The organism is Bacillus sp. 7884-1, assembly GCF_002272245.1.
GTDB lineage: Bacteria > Bacillota > Bacilli > Bacillales > Cytobacillaceae > Neobacillus.
On sequence record NZ_NPDD01000153.1, the window covers coordinates 24,238 to 49,667 of the forward strand.

Genomic DNA, 25,430 nt, shown 5'->3' on the forward strand with positions numbered 1-25,430 from the left:
TTATAAAAATCAAAATTAAAAAAACAGAGGAATTAGGTAGCCTCTGTTTTTAGTGCTCTATTAAATTATCGAACTAAGGCTGGGTATAAATATTACTTAGCCCCGAGTCCGCCATCAATACCCAATATATTTCCATTACAATAATCAGAGGATGCCGAAGCAAAATAAATGACAGCTCCAGCTATATCACTATCTCTGCCTAATCTCCTTGAAGGAGTCTTAGTACCTTCCCCGCCCAATCTATTTGCAAGTGTACCTTCTACTTGCGGATCATTCATTCCAGTAGTCATGATTCCAGGTGCAATAGCATTCACAGTCAGTCCATGACGTGCCCACTTGACTGCAAGATCCTTCGTTAATGTGTTAACGGCACCTTTACTTGCTGCATATCCTACAGAGTCTACTACTTCTGGGTCCGTACCCCTAGTTGCAACAGTTGAAGAAACGTTAATGATTTTTCCGTATTTATTTTCAATCATATGTCTTCCAACAGCCTGGCACATTAAGAATGTACCTGTCAAATTTGTATCGATCATAACTTGCCATTCTTTAAAAGGCATCTCCGTCGCAGGGATTTCATAAGCAACTCCACTAGCGTTGACTAAAATGTCGATCTTGCCAAATTGAGAAATTACCTTCTCTACAGCTTGTCCAACAGATTCAGGATCTGTTACATCCAATGCCAGGGCAAATGCTTGTCCTCCTAACGTTTCAATTTCTTTTACAGCGTTCTCGCAAACTTCTAAACGACGTGAACCTACTACAACGTTAGCACCAGCTTTTGCAAGTGCAATTGCCATTTGACGGCCTAACCCGCTGCCGCCTCCAGGAACGATTGCTGTCTTTCCTGTTAAATCAAAAAATTGGTTCAATGACATGCTGATTTCCCCCTGTATTAGAAATATTCAAAGATTTTAAAATCTTAACAATATTCATTATACTTATAAATGATAATTAAATAAAATTAACGATTTTAATGTGTAAGTAAGTATTACTAATATTAAAACAGGGGCTGAGGTCACAAAATTCAGTTTCAATTTATTAAATTATACGGAAGTGGGGGGGAGCTAAAAAATATCTTCATTACCAGGATTGATGAAGTTTCTAGTCTTAGCGTTTATGTAAACTTTAAAAAATCGGTAATATTAAGCTTTACTTCATAACATGTTAAGCTTTCTGTAGTTCATAAAACCAAGTCACCATGATAAAATCTATCTGTTAATTTAAAATCCAAATGAATCTATGTATACAGTTTAATAATGGATGTGGCTAAATTGGACAAACTATTAATCAGGGACTGCATTATTATATTTGCAGTGTTATTAACTAGTTTTACAGATATTAATCGAGATATAAAAATCAAACCTGAATCAACAACGTCCGTACATGCAAAACAGAATGATGAAAGTATCCATGTTGACGTTAACCCAAAGAGCATTTCTGTTCTCGTAAATAACCTACATAAGCTTCCAGAAAGTTATTCCCCACCAGATCTTATTTTTGTGGATATTCCATTTATTTTCCAAGAGAAAACTGAAAAGCGAAAAATGCGTTCAGAGGCAGCAGGAGCGATTAAAGACCTATTTACTGATGCAAAATCACAAGGTATTTCATTAATAGGTGTTTCGGCTTATCGATCACATGCAACTCAAACAGCATTATTTCAGTCTTATGTAAGTAAAGATGGATATGAGGAAGCAAAAACATACAGTGCTTTGCCTGGCACGAGTGAACATGAAACCGGTCTTGCAATCGATGTTACTGGAGGAGATGGGCAGTGTCCTGCGGAAGACTGCTTTGGGGGAACAAAAGAGGCCCTTTGGCTAGAGGCGAATGCAGCGGATTACGGCTTTATTATTCGATATCCAAAAGGCAAAAAAGCCATTACTGGTTATCAATATGAGCCTTGGCACCTACGTTATGTAGGTAAATCGATTGCTCTTAAAATCATGAACAATGGAATTACACTGGAAGAATATTTTCATGCAGAACCAGTTAATAAGTAATAAAAAGAGTCCATTTCCTAAAGGAGCTTGGCAAATATTTACCTTTTATTTCCATCTTTATTTACTCGCCCAGGAAGCGATAAAACAGGCATCAAATGAAATTTCACCTGCCGTAACTCATGTACAAAAGTCATCTCAAGTACAATCGACAGAATGTTAAAAATCGTTTTTGCCTGATATTACAATGTAAATAGTTGCAGATCCCCATGATAATATCAGGGGATTTTATTATAGGGTTTAATTGTTGTTGTTCTTAAGCTACCATGAAAATAAGTTTCTTCAGATTAAAAAATGACAATACTTAATAAGACCCTACTCAATCATTTAAAAAAGTGGAGAGCGATAATAAGTTAGACATATTATTTTATAGGCTGCTACTAGGGCTTGAATTCGGTACTATACTGGACTCAGGCCCTTTAATTTAGCTTTAATTCATTTGGAAATTCAGTTATCAACTTGTACTCAATGCGTTTTTCTTCTGAATGGACATCTAGTTCTTTATACCTGTTTTAATCGACTCATTTTATTGAAAAATCATAAAATTCGATTAATTTTGTTTATTTCCCCCGATTTTAAAGAAAAATCACTCCTCTAATAATATTAATTTCGACAAAATCAATAAATATTCTTCCTAATAATAGTTTGAAATCTCTTTTAATATTGTTTAAATGACAATCTTTTTGTGGAATTTTAAACATATATGTCTATTGAATTATGCGTTAATCCCCCAATTTACTATGTTTTACAGTGTAGGTACAATTTGGATTATATTTATTTACTCATTAGGGTTAGCTTTAAGCGTAAAATTATTATTCCTATAATTTTATTAAATTCCTAATCTCAACAATGTAGGGAAATAAATATCAAACTCAAAAAATCAAAAAAAGGAGAGACGTAAATGAAAAAGAGTAAATTGAAGGCATTGAAAGTCATGACAACAGTAGCTGCAACCTCCTTACTTCTTTCATCATTCACAGCGTTTGCGGAAACGAATGACACTTCAACCGAGCCCCAAGCGTTTGAAGATATTGCGGAACAAGGAAGGAAATTATTTTTTGATAAGGACAAGATGGAGCCTGGTAGTGACAATTTTTATAATAATGATATTAAAAAAGAAGGTTCGAATAAAGCCTATAACCCAAATGATGTTGTTCGTTTAATCGTAGAGGTGGAACAACCAACAGATGTGGACAATACATCTAAAAATAAAAAATCATTAATGAAGCAAAAGCAAGACAAAGTCATCGATCAAATCTCAAAAGCGAAAGCTTCAAAATCAAATTCGCCAGCAAAGGTGAAGCATCGGTATTTTGAAGGGTTTAACGGATTCAGTTTAGAAACAGAGTTTCAAAATATGAATAAAATCCAGTCTATTCCAGGGGTTACCAATGTACATATAGCCAAAACATTCCAACCAGCTATGGGAGCAAGTAAAGAATTAGTACAGGCTCAAAAGGTATGGGAAAAATATGGTTATAAAGGTGAAGGATTAGTAGTTGCGGTCGTAGATTCCGGGATCGATTATACTCACAAAGATATGAACCTATCTGATGCTGCCAAAGCAAAAGAAAAATGGACTCAAGAGAAAATTAATCAAAAATTTGCAGAGACAGACGTAAACGAAATTTGGTATTCCGATAAGGTTCCAACAGGTTATGATTGGGCGGATAATGATACTAATGTCATTCCTGGGAAAACTGGAAGTGCTCACGGCACTCACGTTGCTGGTACAGTTGGTGCAAATGGAGACGAAACGAATGGTGGTGTCGCTGGTATCGCACCAGGTGTGCAGCTGTTAGCTGAGAAAGTATTTTCAGATAATGGTGGCGGAGCCTATGAGGATGATATTATCGCAGGAATAGAGCATGCCGTTACAATTGGTGCTGACGTAATAAACATGAGTTTAGGTGTAGATGCAGGCTATGTAGGGGAAGAAGATGATCCGATTCAAAAAGCCATTCGATTTGCAACAGAACAAGGTACCCTTGTTGTCGTGGCGGGCGGTAATTCATCCTACAGTACAAAGAATAATCTCATTCCTTCTTCATTAAATCCTTATGCAGAAAATCCTGATATTGGAACAGTTGGTGCACCGGGTGTAAGTCCATCTGCTTTATCAGTTGCTTCCTATGAAAATACTAAGCTTCATTTAAATGCATTATCTGAATCAAATGGTCTATCGTTGCCGTTTCAAGATCAAACACAATTCGGTCCAACATTCAACTTTAAATTATCAAAGTTTTTATCTCCAAATGAAACCTATGAACTGGTCTATGTAGGGGAAGGAACGAAAAAAGTTGATTACTATAATAACAATGTATCGATGGTTAATGGAAAAATTGCTGTAGTAAAGCTATTAAATACCTACACTTATTATGGTCCTATTCAATCTCAAGCAAAAGCAGCCGGCGCAAAAGCAATTATCATTATTCCACCTACAAATATGGCTGATTATCCATATTTATATTTAAGTCCATATGGCATTCCAGCTGCGACCACAGGTAAAAATCCTGGAGAAGCATTAGTGAATAAACTAACAAGTGGTCAAATTGTAAAAATGAAATTAGCTGGTGACACTTGGGTAGATAACCCAGTGAAAGACACGATGTCCTATTTTTCATCCATTGGTTCTCCGCATACATTAGATTTTAAACCAGAGATTTCAGCTCCTGGAGGAAATATTTATTCCACTGTACCAGGAAATAATTATGATTTAATGAGTGGGACATCCATGGCAACTCCTCATGTTGCAGGCGGCTCGGCATTGTTATTGCAGGCCCTTTATGAAAAAGGATTAGCACATTCTAAAGATACCGTTCTAAAAGCAAAACTTGCTTTAATGAATACGGGCAATATTGTCATGGATCCAAGAACAAATGGAGAAGTTCCATATTCACCACGTGTACAAGGATCAGGTTTAATGCAAATTCAAAATGCGATTAATACACCTGTTATTGTTGCAAATAGAAACACGCCTTTAGAACAAGCTGGAGCGGTAGCTTTAAAGGAAATAATAGGTCAAAATACAAGCTTTAAATTAAAAATGGAAGCATTCGACGCTCCTAAAGGTAAAAATAATAGTGATGATATTGAATACAAGGTTTATGTCGATGTACTAAAAGATAAGACGGAAATGAAGGAATTTGATTTAGACGACGATGGTGACTTAGATTCCAAGGAGTATTTAACATTAACTAGTGAACGTATTAATGGTGCAAATGTCACAGTAAATGATAAAACAGTAACAGATAAAACAGGAGCATTAATTAAAATTAAACCAGGCCAAACAAAAATGCTGACTGTAAATGTAACGTTACCAGATTCCTTAAAGAAAAATAGTTTTGTAGAAGGATATGTTCGTCTCGTTCCAGTAGCTGAAGACCAGGATAAAGCAGTTCCACTTTCCATTCCTTATATGGGTTTCTATGGGAAATGGGATGAACCACAAAATATTGATCCTGCAGCATGGAAGACCGATGCCTTCTTAGGTTATACTGCACTTTGGGATGACGTATCAGAACGTTATCCAATGGGATATGATCCATATACTGGAACATTTAATACTGACCGTATCGCATTTTCACCAAACTTCCTTGTACAAGGTATCTATGGGACATTTACAGCATTACGTAATTTACAAAAAGTTGAAATGTATGTAGAAGACGAATCGGGAAATCTCATTAAAAATTTAGGTGACTTTAGCGAATACACAGGAAAGCCATGGAAATTCAGAAAAAATATAATTTCATATGGGGATAGAATGTATAGCGGATATCGATGGGATATGAAAGATTTATCTGGACAGTTTGTACCTAACGGAAATTATCGTTATGTAATTAAAACGATATTAGATTATGAAAATGCAAAACCACAGATAGTTAAAATGCCAATAAAAGTAGACTCCATTGCTCCAACGATTTCTGATATTCAGGTGAAGCCAAAGGAAGGTAAATATGAAATAACCTTTAAGGCCGAAGATAATGAAAAGGGTAGTGGCTTTTATGCTAGTATTATTTGGTATAATGGGAAATATTTAAGCTTAAGACCAGGAGTAACCTCTGCAATTGTAAATGAAGAACCGAAAAGTGTTGTCGTTTTAGCATCTGACTATGCTTATAATCACACTTACCTAGTTTGGGGAGATCCAAGTTATATTAATCAAGATATGGTGATTTCCTATTACGGCGTCACTCCAGTTAATAATGTTAACAGTACTAACCAGGCAAAAATTACAAGTTTTGCTAATAACCGAGTAGACTGGACGATTAATATCAAAGATGTAAGTGGAAAAATCGTCGATTCATTTGAAGTCAAAAATGAATATACACTAAGAACACAATGGGCACCTAAAGCGGGTCTCCCAAATGGTACGTATTCTATTTCGTTGGATATTGTCACGAAAAGTGGTTTGAAAGTAACAACAAAGTCTAAACAAGTAACAGTTAACCAATTACCATAATAATAGATTTTGATTTGAAGAAATAAAAAACGACAGGTTGCGAACCTGTCGTTTTTTACTCTATTCGATTGTTATGATGCCACTTTCACCTTGTCCTGTTTTTTCTAGTTTCTTTATATTTTGCTTTGATAAATTGGTAAAGATGACTGGAGTTACAATGGATGGTACGGATTTCTTTATGTTCTTCAAATCAAATTTTATTATCTCTTGCCCCTTGAACAACTTTAAAGATCTGTTTTTTTCTAGAATTAATGTAATTATGTCAAAGGTACTATATCTCTATCTAGTTCTTTAGTGGTGTTTTAATTAATTGCATTTTTGTTAAAATCATAAAAATCAATTTATGTTTCGTGAATTCCCCCCATTTCATAAAAAGAACCTCCATAAAAATATTCATTTCGACAAAAATTTTCCATTAATAACATAAAATTCTATTAAAATATTGTTTAAACGACAATCTTTTTGATGGAGTTTTCAACACATAAGTCTATTGAACTGTGCTTTATCCCCCAATTTACTGTGCTCTATGTTATAGGTACACTTTTGATTGTATGTATCTACTCAGTAGGGGTTCAGAGATACATAGAAAAAACTAAAAAAAGGAGAGGTTATAATGAATAAAAGTAAATTGAAAGCATTTAAAGTCATGACTACTGCAGCAGTAACATCCTTAATGCTTTCCTCATTCACAGCTTTTGCGGAAACAAACAACCCTTCAACTGGGGCCCAACCTGTAGTGTATGAAGTAAATCAGTCAAAGGTTGACCAAGTATTAAAGCAATTAACTCCCGAACAGCGAAGAGCTATTCAAGATTTGACACAAACGACCACAGCAGGAATTCAGTTGTCCCCTGAGACTGACTTATCAAGTGAACAGGAGATTTCTGTGATTATTGAGTTTAAGAACAAGCCTGCTAAAACAGCAGTCTTAATTGAAAAATTGAATGGTAGAGAGCTAACTCATGAGGATGCCGAGAAATGGGTCGAAGAAGACCATTCTGTATTTCAGCAGGACTTAGATGCTTTGAAGATTAAAGGAAAAATCACGACTACTTATAAGCAGGTGTATAATGGGGTTGCTTTGACTCTGCCAGCTAACGAAGTGAAGAATTTACTTAAATCGAAAGCCGTAAAAAATGTTTGGGAAAACCAAGAGTTTCAATTAGATCTTCCTTCTGATTCTGTAGAACAAGGAACAGCTGGAACTTCTGCGTATACGGGAAGTCAACCACATGCGACTTTGGGTGTGGACAAACTCCATAAAGAAGGATTTACAGGGAAGGGAATCAAAATCGGGGTATTGGATACGGGAATAGACTATAACCACCCTGATTTAAAAGACGCTTTCAAAGGTGGATACGATTTTGTAAATGATGATAACGATCCGATGGAAACGACGTATGAGGATTGGCTAACAGCAGGTAAGCCTGTAAACGAAGGCCGTTCCTATTCCACGGATCATGGAACGCATGTATCCGGGATTATAGCTGGTCAGCAGAAAAATATCGCGAATTTCGCGACAAAAGGCGTAGCGCCAGAGGCCGATTTATATGTGTATCGCGTGCTAGGGCCTTATGGATCTGGATCGGAAGAGAATATTGTAGCGGGGATCGAGCAATCGATAAAAGATAAGATGGATGTCATCAATCTCTCGCTTGGAAATAGTTATAATAGTCCATTATCCCCATCTTCCGTTGCCATCAATAATGCAGTTTTATCAGGCGTCACCGCTGTTTTAGCTGCGGGGAATGCAGGGCCAAGCTTCTATACTCTCGGTTCGCCATCCGCTTCTCCATTAGCCATAACAGTAGGATCGACAAACACAGAGATCGCTCTACCTGGTTTTATCGGAACTTTCAAAACAGCCGACAAACAAGGAACAGTTGAAACTCGTTATTGCACAACGGGATTTGGTAATGAATCCAGATTACTTAAAGGTCAAACCATTGAAATGGTAAATGCAAATTCAGGAACAGAGGCTGATTACGCTAGTATTGATGTCAAAGACAAAATCGTTCTTGTATCAGTAGGAGGAGGTCTACAAATTGGCAAAATAGTAGCCATTGCAAAAGAAAATGGGGCAAAAGCAATATTCATCGATGGAAAGTATGGATCCGGTTATATATCGGATAGACTTACGGAGCAGCCCAATTTTATACCGACTCAAATCATAACCGTAGAGCAGGGAAAAGCATTTAAAGATATGTTGAAATTAGGAACGGTTTCCTTTACGTTTGATGAAGTAAAAGAAAAGTATACAGCTACCGATGATACTTTATCTTTCTTCAGTTCTCGCGGACCAGCGCGAATTACGTACGATATCAAGCCGGAAGTTGTTGCTCCAGGCGGTACGATTATGTCCACTGTGTCAAGTTCCTACCGAGGAAAAGATTATTTAGGGAATTACGAATATGCGTATGATAAGTTTTCTGGAACTTCCATGGCGTCGCCGCACGTGGCGGGAATAGCAGCATTATTACTTCAAGCCAATCCAAAGCTTTCGCCAGGGGAAGTAAAAAGCACCCTAATGAATACCGCAGACGCTCTCATAAGCAAAGATAGCGTATATGAAGTTGGAGCAGGACGAGTAGATGCTTTTGAAGCCGTTCATGCAGTCTCTTCCTTCAAGGTTGCTGATGAAACCGTGACCTTATTTAAAAATGAAAAAGAAAAAAGTATTAAGGAAATTACAGGTGCACTCAACTTTGGAACTGTTTTTGCGACAGAAAACGCCATAGAAGAGTTGAAAGAAATTGAAATTCAAAATAGTAGTAGCCAGGATCAGCAATATGAAGTCAAAGTGAACTATCAAGCTGTTAAAGGTTCTCTTAGTGCTGTTGAAAATGGCGTTGTATTGGAAACGGCTTCTTCCGTAACTGTGAAAGCAGGAGGGAAAGAAACAGTCTCCACTAAGATTACGATACCGTCAACAGCAAAAAACGGCACATACGAAGGATATGTCACGTTTACGAATAAAGATAACACGGAGGACACCTATCAAATTCCATTTGCCATCCGAAAAGTAAAAGAGGGTGTCGATTCTATCAATATGATAAACACTTTCACAACAATCCAGGAGAACGGAGTATCAAGAGTCATTAATTTTTTACAAGGTTCTTTTAAATTGAGTTCCCATATGAAAACGATTGATTTGTTCTTAACAAATGCTGCAACAGGTGAAGACATGGGATTTGTCGGACAGTTTGATGGTGCTTGGATCAATGAGAATCAATCTGTACCAGCGTATTTCACCGGAAGCTATTTTCCATTTACAAATGATAAAGAAAAACCGCTTTCGTATGAACCACAAATTGCTGAGGCAGGTTCTTATAAGTTAAAATTTGTTTTCACAGATGATCAAGATAAAGAAACAATTTTTGAGAAACCTTTCATCATTGATAATGAGACCCCAACAATCGAAACAGAAATGGAGGCAGGAATCGTGGAAATGGACCCTGCTTTAACTTCCATTCAAGTAAAGGGTAAGATACATGATAAACAAATTGAAGAAGCGGTTGCATTAGGGTTGCAGGCGAAGCAAGGCAATAACGGTTTAAACTATCGCTATAACAATAGTTCTTATGCACAGCAATACCCTGTTGATGAAATGGGCAACTTCAATTACAGCACAGGCTTCCCAAGCACTCAGAAGTTCCTGCCAATCAGTTTTTACGGTATTGACAGAGCCGGACTTCCTTCTGTTCAAAAGGAATTCTATTTTGTCAAAAAAGGGACGAACTACATCTCCACCCTTGCTGATAAAAAAGAGGCAAAAACAGGTGAAGTAATCAACTTTATTTCAAAAGCACACAATAGTACTAGCTGGAAGGAATCGAAATGGAATTATCAGTTCAAAAAAGATTATTTGGCGATAGAGGCAATTGAGGTTTCTGAAGAACTTAAAGGTAAGGTTTCATTGGAAACAACAGAAACAAGTAATGGAATAGCAGTCACTCTAAAGGCTTTGGAAGGATCCATTTCTGCAATGGATAATCTACCTTTATTAAATGTAAAAGCTAAAGTAAAAGATGATACATTCACTGATTCCTATGTGGCAATGGCAATAGTAAACCCAACTTATACAGATGAGAATGGTACGAAAACAACAGCGTTTGCTGCACATCCCTCTGTAAGAGTATGGCCGAAATATTCAAGACTGACAGGTAGTATGGATGGTGAAGCTATTTATTACAGAGATGGTTACGGCATCCTGCGTTCTACTAATGTCGACTATTTTGCACTAGGAGCGACAATTAAAGTGAAGGACGAGAACGGCAACTCGTTTGTGGGCCAAGTAATAAAAGACGCCAAATTCATTGTGGACGGATTACCTACGGACCGTAAACCTTTAACATTCCAGTTCGATGTACCAGGTCACTTTACAGTAGAAAAAACGTTCACCATCGGCCGTGAAGGTGTTATCGGGGAAATACGATATCTTCCGTTCAAATCTGCTTTGGGTGGTGATGTCAATAAAGACAACGTGATCGATATTGATGACGCCGTCTACCTGAAAAAACACTGGAAAACATCTGATCGAAACAGTGACATCAACTTCGACGGTACGGTAGATATGAAGGATATGGAATTTATCAAGAAAAATTATCTGCTTGAAAATCCGACGATAAAGGCTGCCAAAAATCCAAAAGAAAATGCAAATGGAAAAACGCTTGAGGAAATTATTAGTGAACTAAAGTGATTTTAAAAGGAGTTCTCTAATCTATTTTCATTATTGTTACTCTAGCAGATTTTCTAATTAGGAAGCTAGCCTTTAAATAGGGCTGGCTTCTTTTTTTATAGGCTACCCTGAAAATAGACTCTAAAAAAAGGCAACACCAAACTAAGGGAGCTGAATTTGAATTTTTTTGATCCCTTCATTGCCCTCTATTAAGGTTGTAAATTAAATTGTATTAAGCAGATTGTGATGACAGAGTTACTTCGTATCCTAGGCTTGCCAAGTGTTTTATGGCTTTTTGCTTTTTTACATCAATGACTTGCTGTTCGTAATGATTTGAACCAAATTCCTTATAAACTTCTTTTTTGGTTAACAGATAATAGGCGATTACTAAAATTTGATGTGCAATGGCCACTCTTGCTTTTTTAGTTCCTCGTCTTCTTTTTAAACGATAGTATTTTGCGGCTAAATAACTATCTTTTTTACGGATTGCACTGGCTGCTGATTCAATTAATGCACTTCTAAGATATTTGTTACCATCTCTTGTTCGTGTCTTCTTTTTTTTACCTGCGCTTTCATTTTGTCCAGGTGCCATGCCAGCCCACGATGCCAAATGGGCAGCACTTTGAAATCTGGTCATATCAAGTCCTACCTCAGCTATTATTTGTTGGGCAGTCTGGATTCCAACACCAGGAATTGAATCCAAAAGTTCATTTTCTTGTTGTGCTGACTGTTATCGCTCATCAATCTCTTTATCCAATCCTTTAATTTGATTCTCGAGATATTCGATATGATTAAGTTGGTTGTTAAGCATAAACTTTTGATGGCTACCAATTAAACCATGTAAAGAACGTTTTAGAAGATCCATTTTTTTTCGTAGTTGTTGTTTTGCAAGCTGAGCTATGGTTTCAGGGTTAGTGTCACCGTCAATGATTTGACGAATCATCAATCGTCCTGAGACACCCAATATATCTGTTGCAACGGAACCTAGTTTAATGTTTGCTCCTTCTAAAACTTTTTGAATACGATTTGACTCACGAGCTTTTTCATCTATTAAACTTCTGCGATAACGAACAAGTTCCCGCAGTTCTCTTTGGTCGCAATTTGGAATATAACTAGGCTTTAATAAACCATGTTTAAGAAGGTCTGCGATCCATTCTGCATCCTTTACATCTGTCTTACGACCAGGCACCTGCTTGATGTGTTGAGCATTGACAACATAGGTTTTAATAGAAGAATCAGTTTCTAAAAGATTATAAACGGGCTTCCAGTAAACGCCTGTACTTTCCATTGCCGCATGGGTACAGCCAGAAGTCTGGATCCAATCTAAAAGAAGAATAAGATCATCAGTCATTGTACCGAAGGTACGTATTTCTTTCTTCTTTGGAGTTAAAATGCAAGCTGTAATTGAATCCTTGTGGACATCCATGCCACAAACATACTCACTAATAATCTCCATAAAATCACACCTATCTATATAGTGATAAACAGTGATCATTTATGGGAAGCTTATTGTGTAATCTACCCTACGTGCTTCTCCGAAGAGAGCGACAAAACATGGTACACTTACTTCCCGCGGTCCGTCTCTGTAACGAGTTCAAGACATCAAGCCTAATCGACCTCTTGTAAATAACCACTGCACTACCGTTATGGGCAGCGATGAATATTTTCATGCGCCATGGTGCGAATTTTAATTAGCATGGTTGTCTCTGTTAAAGCTTAATGTTGATTTTTACGGCTGAAATAAGAGAAGTTGTTAATTATTAACGGCTTATGTCCCCGTCAGTAGCAAAAATGAGGGAAAATGGTAACGAATAGAGTCTATTCGTGCCCGTCAGCAGCAAAAATGAGCCCAACGGTAACGAATAGAGTCTATTCGTGCCCGCCAGCAGCAAAAATGAGCGACAGGCAGCATCCAAGAGGCCTTTATTCTTTGTTCAAATATCAACAATAGAGTTTAACAGAGCCTTTTTATATAAAATTAGCTCTAGGCGCCAAAGACTGGTGGGCTTCACTATTGTATTTTTACCATGCTAGAAGATAAGCCAGCATGGATTCGCTCAATCTCTGTGTTTCCAGTGTCTTAATCTTGAGAAAACCAGACTTACTCTGCTAAACGGGAGATTTGCGCTTATGTTGCTGAAATTGTTTTGTGGGTTCATGTGTAAGTAAAATCGCAATAGTTTGAAAAAGTTACTCAAGGAAGGTTCATATGAGTAAGTAAAATCACAAAAATTTCAAAATTTGTAACTCATGGAGGGTTCATGAGTAAGTAAAAACGTAAAAACCTCAAAATATGTAACTCATGAAGGGTTCAAGTAAAACATATAAAACAAGCTTATCCCGATATTTGGGAGCCATTTGGACTTACAAAAAGATGACTGAAAAACCTGTCTTCTTTCTTATGAATTTGTCGATTAGATGGAGATAGGTTCGTATACCTATTGGATAACGATAAAAAAATATATTAATTTACATCCAAAGTACTACAACTCGTCTAGTTCTTTATGATTATTTTAATAAACTTACTTTTCTGTAAAATCATAAAATTCAATAAATTATGGTATTTTCCCCCACTTTAAGCGAGAATAAACTTCACTAATAAAATTGATTTCGACAAAATCTATAAGTTTTCCCCTTGTAATAACTTATAATTCGACAATCTATTTAATGAAATTACAAACATATAAATCTATCGAACTATACGTTAATCCCCCAATTTACTATTACTTTTTGTGTATTACAATTTGAATTGTATTTGTTTTCTCGAAAAGGGATAGCGTTAGGCGTAATGCTATTAAATTACTAACCTCATTTAGAAGATAAATAAATATAAAGCTAAAAAAGGAGAGACGGAAATGAAAAAAAGTAAATTGAAAGCGTTTAAAGTCATGACTACTGCAGCTGTCACATCCTTAATTCTTTCGTCATTTACAGTTTTTGCGGAAACGAATGACCCTTCTACGGAGCTTCAAACATTGGGGGAGACAGCGGAGCAAGGAAGCAAGGATCTTTATAGTAATGCTGTTAAAAAAGAAGGTTTAACTAAAGAGTATAGCCCTAATGAAAAGGTCCGACTAATCGTTGAAGTAGAACCACCAACTGATGAGGAGAAATCATCAAAAAATAAAAAGTCAATAATGAAGCAAAAGCAAGACAAAGTTATTGATGAAATCTCTAAAACGAAAAATTCTAAGGTAAATTCCGATACGAAAGTGAAACACCGTTATTTTGAAGGTTTTAACGGTTTCAGTTTAGAAACTGAGTTTCAGAATATGAAAGAAATCGAGTCTATTCCAGGGGTTACGAATGTACATATTGCTAGAACATTCCATGAAACGATGGCAGCTAGTAAAGAATTGGTACAGGCTCAGAAAGTTTGGGAACATTACGGCTATAAAGGTGAAGGATTAGTTGTCGCGGTCGTAGATTCCGGGATTGACCATTTGCACAAAGATATGAAACTATCTGATGATGCAAAAGCGAAAGAAAAATGGACTCAAGATAAAATGAATCAAAAAATGGCAGAAACAGACGTAAACGAAATTTGGTATTCCGATAAAGTCCCGACAGGTTATGATTGGGCAGACAATGATACAAATGTCATCCCTGGATTAAATGGTAGTTCACATGGAACACACGTTGCTGGAACAGTTGGAGCTAACGGGGACGAAGCAACTGGTGGGGTCGCTGGTATTGCTCCAGGTGTTCAGCTATTAGCAGAAAAGGTATTCTCGGATATGGGCGGCGGAGCCTATGAGGATGATATTATCGCAGGAATTGAGCATGCCATTACAATGGGTGCAGATGTTATCAACATGAGTTTAGGTGTTGATGCGGGCTATGTTAGTGAAGAAGATGATCCGACTCAAAAAGCGATTCGAGTTGCGACAGAGCGTGGAACACTTGTTGTAGTGGCAGCTGGTAATTCCGCTCATAGTACGAAAAATAATACATTTCTTGACTCTGCTTCAAAGCCATATGCAGAAAATCCTGATATTGGGACAGTTGGTGCACCGGGTGTAGGTCCATATGCTTTATCGGTAGCATCCTATGAAAATACCAAATTGCATTTAAATACTTTAGCAGATACAAATGGTTTTAAGCTTCCTTTCCAAGATCATACGATGTTTCCTGCAAAATATAATTTTAAACTTTCAAAATTTTTAAATCCGAATCAAGAGTATGAAATGGTGTATGCAAACGAAGGACGAAGCAAAGCTGATTTTCCTGCCAATAAAACTGGCTACATTGCAGTAATAAAGTTATTAAATGAATATTCTTACTATTCTTATATTCAATTTAACGCAGAAAGGTATGGAGCAAAAGCGGTAATCATAATACCAGCTGATAATATGGCGACTGATTATCCTTATCTAAGATTATCTGAATATTCCATTCCAACTGCTTCAACAGGTAAGGCTCCAGGGCAAGAACTATTAAATAAACTTAAAAGTGGTCAAATAGTCAAGATGAAATTAGCAGGGGAAACTTGGATAGATAACGCAAAGAAAGACAACATGTCCAGTTTTTCATCCTATGGTTCTCCAAGTACATTAGATTTTAAACCAGAGATTTCTGCACCTGGTGGAAATATTTATTCAACTGTTCCAGGAAATGATTATGAAATCATGAGCGGTACATCCATGGCAGCACCTCATGTTGCTGGCGGTTCCGCATTGTTATTGCAGGCACTTTATCAAAAAGGATTAACCCATTCAGAAGATACGGTGTTAAAAGCAAAGCTTGCTTTAATGAATACAGCTAATGTTCTCATGGATCCAAGAACAAACGGTGAAGTTCCATATTCACCACGCTTACAAGGATCTGGCTTAATGAAAATTCAAAATGCCATTAACACACCTGTCATTGTGACAAGTCGAAACACGCCTTTAGAACAAGCTGGAGCCGTTGCTTTAAAGGAAATAGGACAAACTACAAGCTTTAAATTAAACGTGGAAGCGTTCGAAACTCCTAATGGAAAAAATAATAGTGAGGATATCGAATACCAAGTTTTTGTAGATGTTTTAAAGGATCAGACGGAAGTGAAAGAATATGATTTAGACACAGATGGTGACTTGGATTCCAAGGAGTATTTAACTTTAAAAAGTGAACGAATCAATGGAGCAACCATCACTGTCAATGATAATAAAGTAACAGAAACAGAAGGGGCACTACTTAAAATTAAACCTGGTCAAACAAAACAGCTGACAGTTAATGTGAATTTACCAGATTCCTTAAAGTCAAATAGTTTTGTAGAAGGATTTGTTCGTCTAGTTCCAGTTGCCAAAGACCAAGATAAAGTCGTACCTTTATCTGTACCATTTATGGGCTTCTATGGAAAATGGGATGAACCACAAAATATTGATCCTCCAGCATGGGAGAAAGATGCATTTTTAGGTTATACAGCACTTTGGGATGGAACATCAGAACGTTATCCAAAGGGGTATGATTCTAGTACGGGAACGTTTGATCTTAACAAAATTGCCATCTCGCCAAACTACCATCTAAATGGTATCTATTCTTCATTTACAGCTTTACGTAATCTACAAAAAACGGAAATGTTTGTTGAAGATCAATCAGGTAATATCGTTAAATATTTAGGTGACTTCAGTGAATATACAGGGACACCATGGAAATTCAGAAAGAATGTCATGTCATTTGGGGACACTTATTACAATGAACTCTATCCTTGGGATATGACAAATGAGTCTGGACAATTTGTACAAGATGGAAATTATCAATATGTGATTAAAACGACATTAGACTATCCAGGTGCAAAACCACAGGAAGTTAAAATGCCTGTAAAAGTAGATTCGACACTACCTAAAGTTACAGACATTACTGTAACTCCAAAGGATGGAAAATACGAAATTTCCTGGAGAGGCACAGATAATGAAAATGGAAGTGGATATGTTGCTGCAATGGTTTGGGTGAACGGAAATTATTATCTACCAGGAAAAGCGACAACATTACTCTTAAACTACGAACCGAAAAGTATTGTAGTAATTGGAGCAGACAACGCGTTTAACCACTCTTACACCGTTTGGGGAGATCAAGATCCAAAATATATGAGTGAATGGATGGTCCTTTCCAATTCTAGTGTATGGCCGACTAAAAATTTAAACAAAAACACTCCAACAGAGGTAGATTACTTTGCCCAAAACAGATCGGACTGGACATTTAATGTTAAAGATGCAAATGGAAATATAGTCGAGACGTTTGAAGTTAAAAATGAAAAAGAAGTTCATAAAAAATGGGCACCTAAACCGGAGTTACCAAATGGAAATTACTTTATCTCAGCTGACCTAGTAACAAAAGACGGTTTTAAAGTGACAACAACTCCAGTTAAAGTAACAGTACTTCAATAAACTAAAAAAAATACTGGAAGCTAACCATAAAAAGGTTTAGCTTCCTTTTGATACCATATTCCTTTCTAGGACTTTATACCCATTTTGATTAATTTATTTTTTTATAAAATCAAAAAATCTATTAATTAGGTGTATTTCCCCCGAATTTAAGACAAAATACTCCACTAAAAATATTGATTTCGACAAAATCATAAATATTTTTCCCGATAATAACTTGAAATTCTATTTAAATATTGTTTATTTGACAATGTTTTTAATAAAATCCCATAGATGATTATAAGTCTATTGGACTATGCGATTATTCCCCCAATTTACTGTGTTTTATGGTGCATGTACAATTTGAATTATATTTATTTACTCATAAGGGTTAGCATTAACCGTAAAGTTATTATTCCTATAACTTTATTAAATTCCTAATCTCGTAATCGTAGTGAAATAAATATAAGACACCAAGAAAAAGGGAGAGACGTAAATGAATAATAGTAAATTTAAGCCATTAAAAGTGATGACTACTGCAGCTGTAACTACCTTACTCCTTTCATCATTCACAGCTTTTGCTGAAACGAATGACACTTCAACCGCGTCAGAAGCCTTTGAAAATATAGTGGAACAAGGAAGGAATTTAGTTTTTGATCAAGACAAGTTAGATCCTGTAAGTAATGATATATATAATAAAGACATGAATAAAGAAGGTTCGCTTAAAGCCTATAACCCAACTGATGTTGTTCGTTTAATCGTACAAGTGGAACAACCAATAGATGTGGACAATTCATCTAAAAATAAAAAATCATTAATGAAGCAAAAGCAAGACAAAGTCATCGACCAAATCGCTAACACTAAATCAAAAACGCCTTCTAAAGTGAACCACCGTTATTTTGAAGGGTTTAACGGATTCAGTATCGAAACAGAGTTCCAAAATTTAAAGGATATCCAATCTATGCCGGGCGTTACGCATGTTCATGTTGCTAGAACATTCCAGGCAACGATGGACGTAAGTAAAGAATTAGTACAAGCTCAAAAAGTATGGGAGCAATACGGATATAAAGGTGAAGGCCTAGTAGTAGCAGTCGTTGATTCCGGAATTGATTATTCGCACCAGGATATGAAACTATCGGATGATGCAAAAGCGAAAGAAAAATGGACACAAAATAAAATGAATCAAAAATTTGAAGAGACAGACGTAAACGAAATTTGGTATTCCGATAAAGTTCCAACAGGATATGATTGGGCAGACAATGATACAAATGTTATTCCTGCACCAACTGGTAATCCACATGGTACACACGTTGCAGGAACTATTGGAGCAAACGGTGACGAAACGAATGGTGGTGTTGCGGGTATTGCACCAGGTGTTCAACTTTTAGCTGAAAAGGTATTTTCAGATAAAGGTGGCGGTGCCCAGGAAGATGATCTTATAGCAGGTATTGAGCATGCCGTTACAATGGGTGCAGATGTTATCAACATGAGTTTAGGTGTAGATGCAGGCTATGTAGATGAAGAACATGATCCGGTTCAAAAGGCAATCCGAGTGGCGACAGAACAGGGTACACTAGTTGTCGTGGCAGCTGGTAATTCAGCCTACAGTACAAAGAATAACATCACTGGGTCGTCATTGAAACCATATGCAGAAAATCCTGATATTGGAACAGTTGGTCAACCGGGTGTTAGTCCATCTGCTCTAACTGTTGCTTCCTATGAAAATACAAAACTGCATGTAAATAAACTAGACGAAGTAAATGGTATATCGCTCCCGTTCAAGGATCAAACGCAATTCCCAGCATCGTATAATTTTAAAGTCTCAAAGAATCTTTCACCAGATGTTAGCTACGATATGGTATACGTAAACGAAGGAAAGTATGCTACAGATTATCCTAAAGGCAAAACTAACTACATTGCGGTAGTAAAACTATTAAATGCATATAGTACTTATTCATCCGTTCAAATGACAGCTAAGAGTGCCGGAGCAACTGCAGTCATTATGATACCGCCTGCTGGTAAGGGTGTACCTGATTATCCTACTTTAAGTTTAAGCCCAGTTGCAGCAATTTACGCACGAACTGCCACAACAAGTATAGCTGCAGGTGAAGCATTACTGAAAAAAATGAGTAGTCTGCCAAGTGGTCAATATTTAAGTATGAAATTTACAGGCGCTACTTTGGTAGATAACCCAGCGAAAGACACAATGTCCCATTTTTCAAGTTTAGGTTCACCTAGTACATTAGATTTTAAACCAGAGATTTCTGCTCCTGGTGGAAATATTTATTCCACTATGCCGGGAAATGCTTATGAAGTGATGAGTGGGACATCAATGGCAACACCTCATGTTGCAGGCGCTTCTGCATTGCTATTGCAGGCACTTTATCAAAAAGGATTAACCCATTCAGAAGATACCGTTCTGAAAGCAAAAATTGCTTTAATGAATACAGCTAATGTGGTTATGGATCCAAGAACGAATGGAGAAGCTCCATATTCCCCACGTGTACAAGGTTCTGGGTTAATGAAAATTCAAAATGCGATAAACACTCCTGTCATTGTGACAAGAAAAGACACGCCTTTAGAACAAGCTGGAGCGGTTGCTTTAAAGGAAATCGGTCAAAATACAAGCTTTAAATTAAACGTGGAAGCATTCGACGTTCCTAAGGGTCAAAATAATAGTGCTGATATTGAATACAATGTGTATGTTGATGTACTAAAAGATAAGACTGAAATGAAAGAATTTGACTTAGATGCTGATGGGGTATTGGATTCAAAAGAGTATTTAGCATTATCTAGCGAACGTATTGATGGAGCGACTGTCACTGTAAATGATAATACAGTAACATATAAAACAGGAGCATTAGTTAAATTCAAACCAGGTCAAACAAAACTGCTTACTGTTAATCTAAATTTACCAGATTCCTTAAAGAAAAATAGTTTTGTAGAAGGATTTGTTCGTTTAGTTCCAGTAGCCAAAGACCAAGAAAAGGCAGTACCTTTAACGGTTCCTTATATGGGCTTCTATGGGAAATGGGATGAACTACAAAATATCGATCTTCCAGCATGGGAGAAAGATGCATTTGTAGGATATACGGCACTTTGGGATGATAGTTCAGAAAGATATCCATTGGGACATAACCCGGTTACTGGTCAATTCCATCTTAACCGTATTGCATTCTCGCCAAACTTTCAAAACGTAGGTATCTATTCGACCTTTACAGCCTTACGTAATTTAGATAAAGTTGAAATGTATGTTGAAGATCAATCTGGCAATCTCATTAAAAATTTAGGCGATTTTAGTGAATACACTGGAACACCATGGAAATACAGAAAAAATATTATGTCATATGGTGATAATAAGTATGACGGATATAAATGGGATATGAAAGACACATCCGGTCAATTCGTACCAGACGGTGTATACCAATATGTTATCAAAACAACATTAGCTTATGAAAACGCACGCCCACAGGTGGTTAAAATGCCAATGACGGTCGATTCAGTCTCTCCGACCGTTTCCAATATTCAAGTAACGCCAACGAACGGAAAATACGAAGTTTCCTTCGATGCGCAAGACAATGCAAGTGACTTTAATTCTGCAGTTATTTGGATTAATGGAAAATTTCATAACCCAACACCAGCAATTGGGCAAAAATCTATACTCACTACTACAGAACCGAAAAGTATTGTGATTTTAGCCTTGGATTTTGCAGGAAATATGTCTTGGACTACGTGGGGAGATCCGAGCTATATAAATTCTGGAATGGTGATTCAAACGGTCCAAGTTTATCCTAATACCAATTTGAGTCTAACCAAACCAGCAAAAATCTCCGCCTTTGCTTATAGCCGAGTAGACTGGACGATTAATGTGAAAGATGCAAGCGGAAAGATTCTTGATACATTGGAAGTAAAAAATGAACATGCACTAAAAACAAGTTGGGTACCTGAGGACCTTCCAAATGGTACGTATTATATCTCAATCGATGCAGTTACAAAAGACGGTTTAAAAGTAACAGCACCACCTAAACAAGTAACAGTATTGCAATAATAGGAAGCAAGGGGACGGTTCTTCTGCTTCCGATCCCCAAAACTTTTCAGTTTTGCGAAGTTTATAGATTTGATACAGATGGAGCTGACCCTTGCAAAAGGGTTGGCTTTTTTCTTTTATTTCACATGATCAAAGAATGTAAGGGCCATTCGGTAATTAATATTATATTTCTACATTATATGTGTCCAAAATACCATATTAGATTCTAGTTCTTTATACACATTTTAATAAACTGATTTTTTTATGAAATCGTAAAATTCTTTTAATTATGTTTATTTCCCCTAATTTAAGAGAGAGTACTCGACTAATAATGTTGATTTCGACAAAATCTAGAAATATTTTTCTCGTTAATAACTTAAAATTCTATTTTTATATTGTTTAACTGACAATCTTTTTAATGAAACTTTTAACATTTAAGTCTATCGAACTATGCTTTATTCCCCCAATTTACTGTGATTTTTGGTTTATGTACAATACTAATTGTATTTAATTATTTGGAAATGGTTAGTAATGGTAATTTTGATAAATTACTAATCTCGTAAAATGTAATAAATATAGAACTTAAATCAAATAAAAAAGGAGCAAAGTTAATGACCAAGAGTAAATTGAAGGCATTTAAGGTGATGACTACTGCAGCTGTAACATCTTTACTTCTTTCATCATTTACAGTTTTTGCGGAAACGAATGAAACCTCAAACGAGTCACTATTTACCAACTCAGTATTGGAGACTAGTTTGTTAGAGAACCAACAGACTGATCAAGAGAAGGTGACATTAGAGCAAGCCCACAAGCCAGTTGATTCTCAATATGCTCCTAACGATTCTGTACGAGTGATTGTGGAAATGACAGGAGAACCTGTACACAGTGCTAAAGGAAATGAGGCTGAAAAGAAAAAATTAAAGCAAGCTCAAAAATCATTGATCCAAGAGATGAAAGAAACGAAAAAGTGGAATGTGAAAGAGCGACATCACTTTGTGACAGGTTTGAATGGCTTCAGTATGGATACACAGTTTAAAAATATCAAAGAAATCGAAAAATTACCTGGAGTGGCTCGTGTACATATTGCACAAACCTATCAACAAACGATGAGCTCTAGCCAATCCATCGTACAAGCGAAAAAAGTATGGGAAGAGTTAGGGTACCATGGTGAGGGGATGGTGGTTGCTGTTGTCGATACCGGAGTGGACTATCGCCATCAAGATCTAACCTTGTCTGACAAAGGAAAAGAGAAAGCCAAGTGGTCTTCTGCCACTATAGAAGCTAAATTAGCTGAAACAGCTGTTGATGATCGCTGGTATACAGATAAAGTACCAACTGGTTACGATTGGGCTGACCGAGATCAAGATGTTCTCCCTCATGCTACCTCACATGGAATGCATGTAGCAGGAACGATTGGAGCCAATGGAACCGATGAAATAGACAGGGTAAAAGGGATTGCACCTGATGTACAGATCCTAGCGGAAAAAGTCTTTTCCGATTATTATGGAGGGGCATTTGCAGATGATATCATAGCCGGAATCAATCACGCGGTAGAAATGGATGCCGATGTCATCAACATGAGCTTAGGAACTGACGGTGCTTTTGTGGATGAAGAAGATCCAATCCAAAAAGCAGTTCGTACTGCTACAGAGAATGGAGTATTAGTGGTTGCAGCAGGTGGAAACGCATACTACAGTACTAGAAGTGGATCAACCGCATATTCTCATGCACCATATGCTCAGAATCCTGATATTGGAGTAGTAGGAGCACCTGGTTCAAGTCCATTTGCTTTACAAGTAGCTTCTTATGAAAATGATAAAGTCCATATGGACACACTTACTCTTCCAGATGGGAAACCACTTATTTACAAACGCCATGCAGGTTATGTTCAAATGGCAAATGTATTTGCTCCAGGTGAAGAGATTGAGTTAGTTTATGTAGGTTATGGTAGTACCCAGGATTTCGCTGGAAAAGATGTAAAGGACAAAATCGTGGTTGCAGAACAACAATGGGCGGGTAGTGAACAATACATACAATCTCCTACTCAAAAGAATGGAGCAAAAGGAGTAATAATGGTACCTTTAGCTACACTAGGAAATTATGCCAAATTACTTTTTTCTCCTTATGGCAACATTCCAGGAGTTAGTACTGGGATTGCTGAAGGAAAGGACTTAATTCAACGTTTGAAAAATGGTGAAAAGATTAAGGTTAAAGTGGGTAAGGGAACCTTAATCGATAATAATACCAAGGGGACCATGTCTGGTTTCTCATCATATGGAGCACCGCATACCCTTGATTTTAAGCCTGAAATCACCGCACCTGGTGGTAAGATTTATTCTACTGTCATGGATAACAAATATGAAATATATAGCGGAACTTCGATGGCTTCGCCACATGTAGCGGGTGCAGGAGCCCTAGTGTTACAGTCGCTTTATGAAAAAGGCGTGACAAGAGGTTCAGATGCTATTTATCGGGCGAAAACAGCTTTGATGAATACAGCTCAAATCTTAATGGACCCTACAAAAGAAAGTAACATTCCATATTCTCCACGTAAACAAGGTTCAGGGATGATGCAGATTGCTAATGCACTAAAAACACCTGTATTAGTCAAAGATAAGTTTGCTAATCCAGAAAATGCAGCTGCTGTGGAGTTAAAAGAGATTAAGCAAGATAAAGTGAAATTTATGCTGGAGGTAGAGGCGTTAGCGGGTAAATCTACCCCAGAAGAGATTACTTATGATGTCTACCTAGACCTTTTAACAGATGATACCGAGCAGAAAGACCTAGATTTAAATCGCGATGGGAAAATTGAAAAGACGATGGAAGTGCTAAAGCTAACAAGTAACCGGATCGAAGGAGCAGCAGCGAAGATCAACGGAAAAGATTTTAGCCATACAACACCTGCCACCTTTACCGTAAAAAAAGGTCATCTTCAAGATTTAGAAGTGGATATTAAACTTCCAGATGGATTGAAGAAAAATATATTTGTTGAGGGATTTGTTCGCTTTGTTCCGAAAAATGGAGATCAAGCTTCGATTCCGTCATTAACCATTCCGTATATGGGCTTTTATGGTGACTGGGATCAACCTCAGAACTTAGATGCACCGATGTGGGACAAAAATGCATTTTTACAAGAAACAGCTCTATTTCCTTACTATGGTCAGAAAAACTGGCTTGGCAAACCACCTGTAGCACTTGGGTATGATAAAGCGGACAAAACATTCTCAGAAGAAAGAATGGCCATCTCTCCACATGCTGCGAATCAAGGTGTTTATTCGCAGTTTACCACCTTGCGGAATGTAAAAAAGGTGGACATGTACGTTGAAGATGCATCAGGTAATCGAGTTCGTTATCTTGGAGATTACAGTGATTTTACTGGAACAGGAGAACCGTGGAAATTCAGAAAAAATATAATGTCAAATGGCGAGTTCACTTGGGGTGGGTATATCTGGAATTTGAAATCAGATGATGGAAAATATGTTCCAGACGGAAAGTATCAATTTATTATGGAGAGCACATTAGATTATGAAGGAGCACGTCCACAAAAGACTAAGCTTCCGATTAATATAGATTCTGTTGCACCAAAAGTAGAAAATATTCAAGTCAACAAAACACCAGAAAATAAGTATTTGATTACTTGGGACATGATGGATAATGCAGGGGGAAGTGGCTTAACAAAATCGATGGTTTATGTCAATGGCAGTGCTAAATATATTACTGCAACACAAACGTCCTTGCTAGTAAATACTGAACCGAAAAGTGTAATCGTAGTACCATTTGACTGGGCTGGTAATGTCACTTATGAAGTATACGGAGAACGCTCGTATATAGATCAGTGGTTATTCCTTTCAGCGTGGGATGTATGGGGTAGACCAATAACGCAACAGGAGCCAGGTCATATTTTGGCAATTGGCAT

Annotated in this window: 8 protein-coding genes and 1 pseudogene; 6 read left to right on the forward strand and 3 right to left on the reverse strand. The window is 37.0% G+C overall.

Annotation, left to right across the window (positions count from 1 at the left end):
* Positions 1 to 92 precede the first annotated feature (92 nt).
* A complete protein-coding gene (locus CHI06_RS18040; RefSeq protein WP_095250017.1) occupies positions 93 to 878 on the reverse strand; it encodes an SDR family NAD(P)-dependent oxidoreductase in 786 nt (261 codons plus the stop codon).
* 63 nt (positions 879 to 941) lie between these two features.
* Positions 942 to 1,022, reverse strand: coding sequence for a hypothetical protein (locus CHI06_RS31115; RefSeq protein WP_373558156.1), 81 nt, complete (start codon positions 1,020 to 1,022; stop codon positions 942 to 944).
* Positions 1,023 to 1,274: 252 nt separating this feature from the next.
* Between CHI06_RS31115 and CHI06_RS18045 the strand changes: the two genes are divergently transcribed.
* From CHI06_RS18045 to CHI06_RS18060, 3 genes are all read left to right on the forward strand, one after another.
* Positions 1,275 to 2,006, forward strand: coding sequence for a M15 family metallopeptidase (locus CHI06_RS18045; protein WP_257009353.1), 732 nt, complete (start codon positions 1,275 to 1,277; stop codon positions 2,004 to 2,006).
* Positions 2,007 to 2,904: 898 nt separating this feature from the next.
* The gene (locus tag CHI06_RS30950) at positions 2,905 to 6,465 is read left to right on the forward strand and encodes a S8 family serine peptidase (RefSeq protein WP_095250020.1); all 3,561 of its coding nucleotides are present in this window, start codon (positions 2,905 to 2,907) and stop codon (positions 6,463 to 6,465) included.
* Positions 6,466 to 7,078: 613 nt separating this feature from the next.
* Entirely contained in the window at positions 7,079 to 11,164 is a 4,086-nt protein-coding gene (locus CHI06_RS18060; RefSeq protein ID WP_095250021.1) for a S8 family serine peptidase, read from the forward strand.
* Positions 11,165 to 11,375: 211 nt separating this feature from the next.
* Here the strand turns inward: CHI06_RS18060 and CHI06_RS18065 are convergent.
* Positions 11,376 to 12,599, reverse strand: a pseudogene (locus tag CHI06_RS18065) (IS110 family transposase).
* 1,399 nt (positions 12,600 to 13,998) lie between these two features.
* Between CHI06_RS18065 and CHI06_RS18070 the strand changes: the two are divergent.
* From CHI06_RS18070 to CHI06_RS18080, 3 genes are all read left to right on the forward strand, one after another.
* The gene (locus CHI06_RS18070) at positions 13,999 to 17,511 is read left to right on the forward strand and encodes a S8 family serine peptidase (protein WP_095250022.1); all 3,513 of its coding nucleotides are present in this window, start codon (positions 13,999 to 14,001) and stop codon (positions 17,509 to 17,511) included.
* A gap of 472 nt (positions 17,512 to 17,983) precedes the next feature.
* The gene (locus CHI06_RS18075; protein ID WP_095250023.1) at positions 17,984 to 21,535 is read left to right on the forward strand and encodes a S8 family serine peptidase; all 3,552 of its coding nucleotides are present in this window, start codon (positions 17,984 to 17,986) and stop codon (positions 21,533 to 21,535) included.
* 590 nt (positions 21,536 to 22,125) lie between these two features.
* The coding region (locus tag CHI06_RS18080; RefSeq protein ID WP_095250024.1) for a S8 family serine peptidase at positions 22,126 to 25,430 on the forward strand (3,305 nt) is incomplete at its 3' end.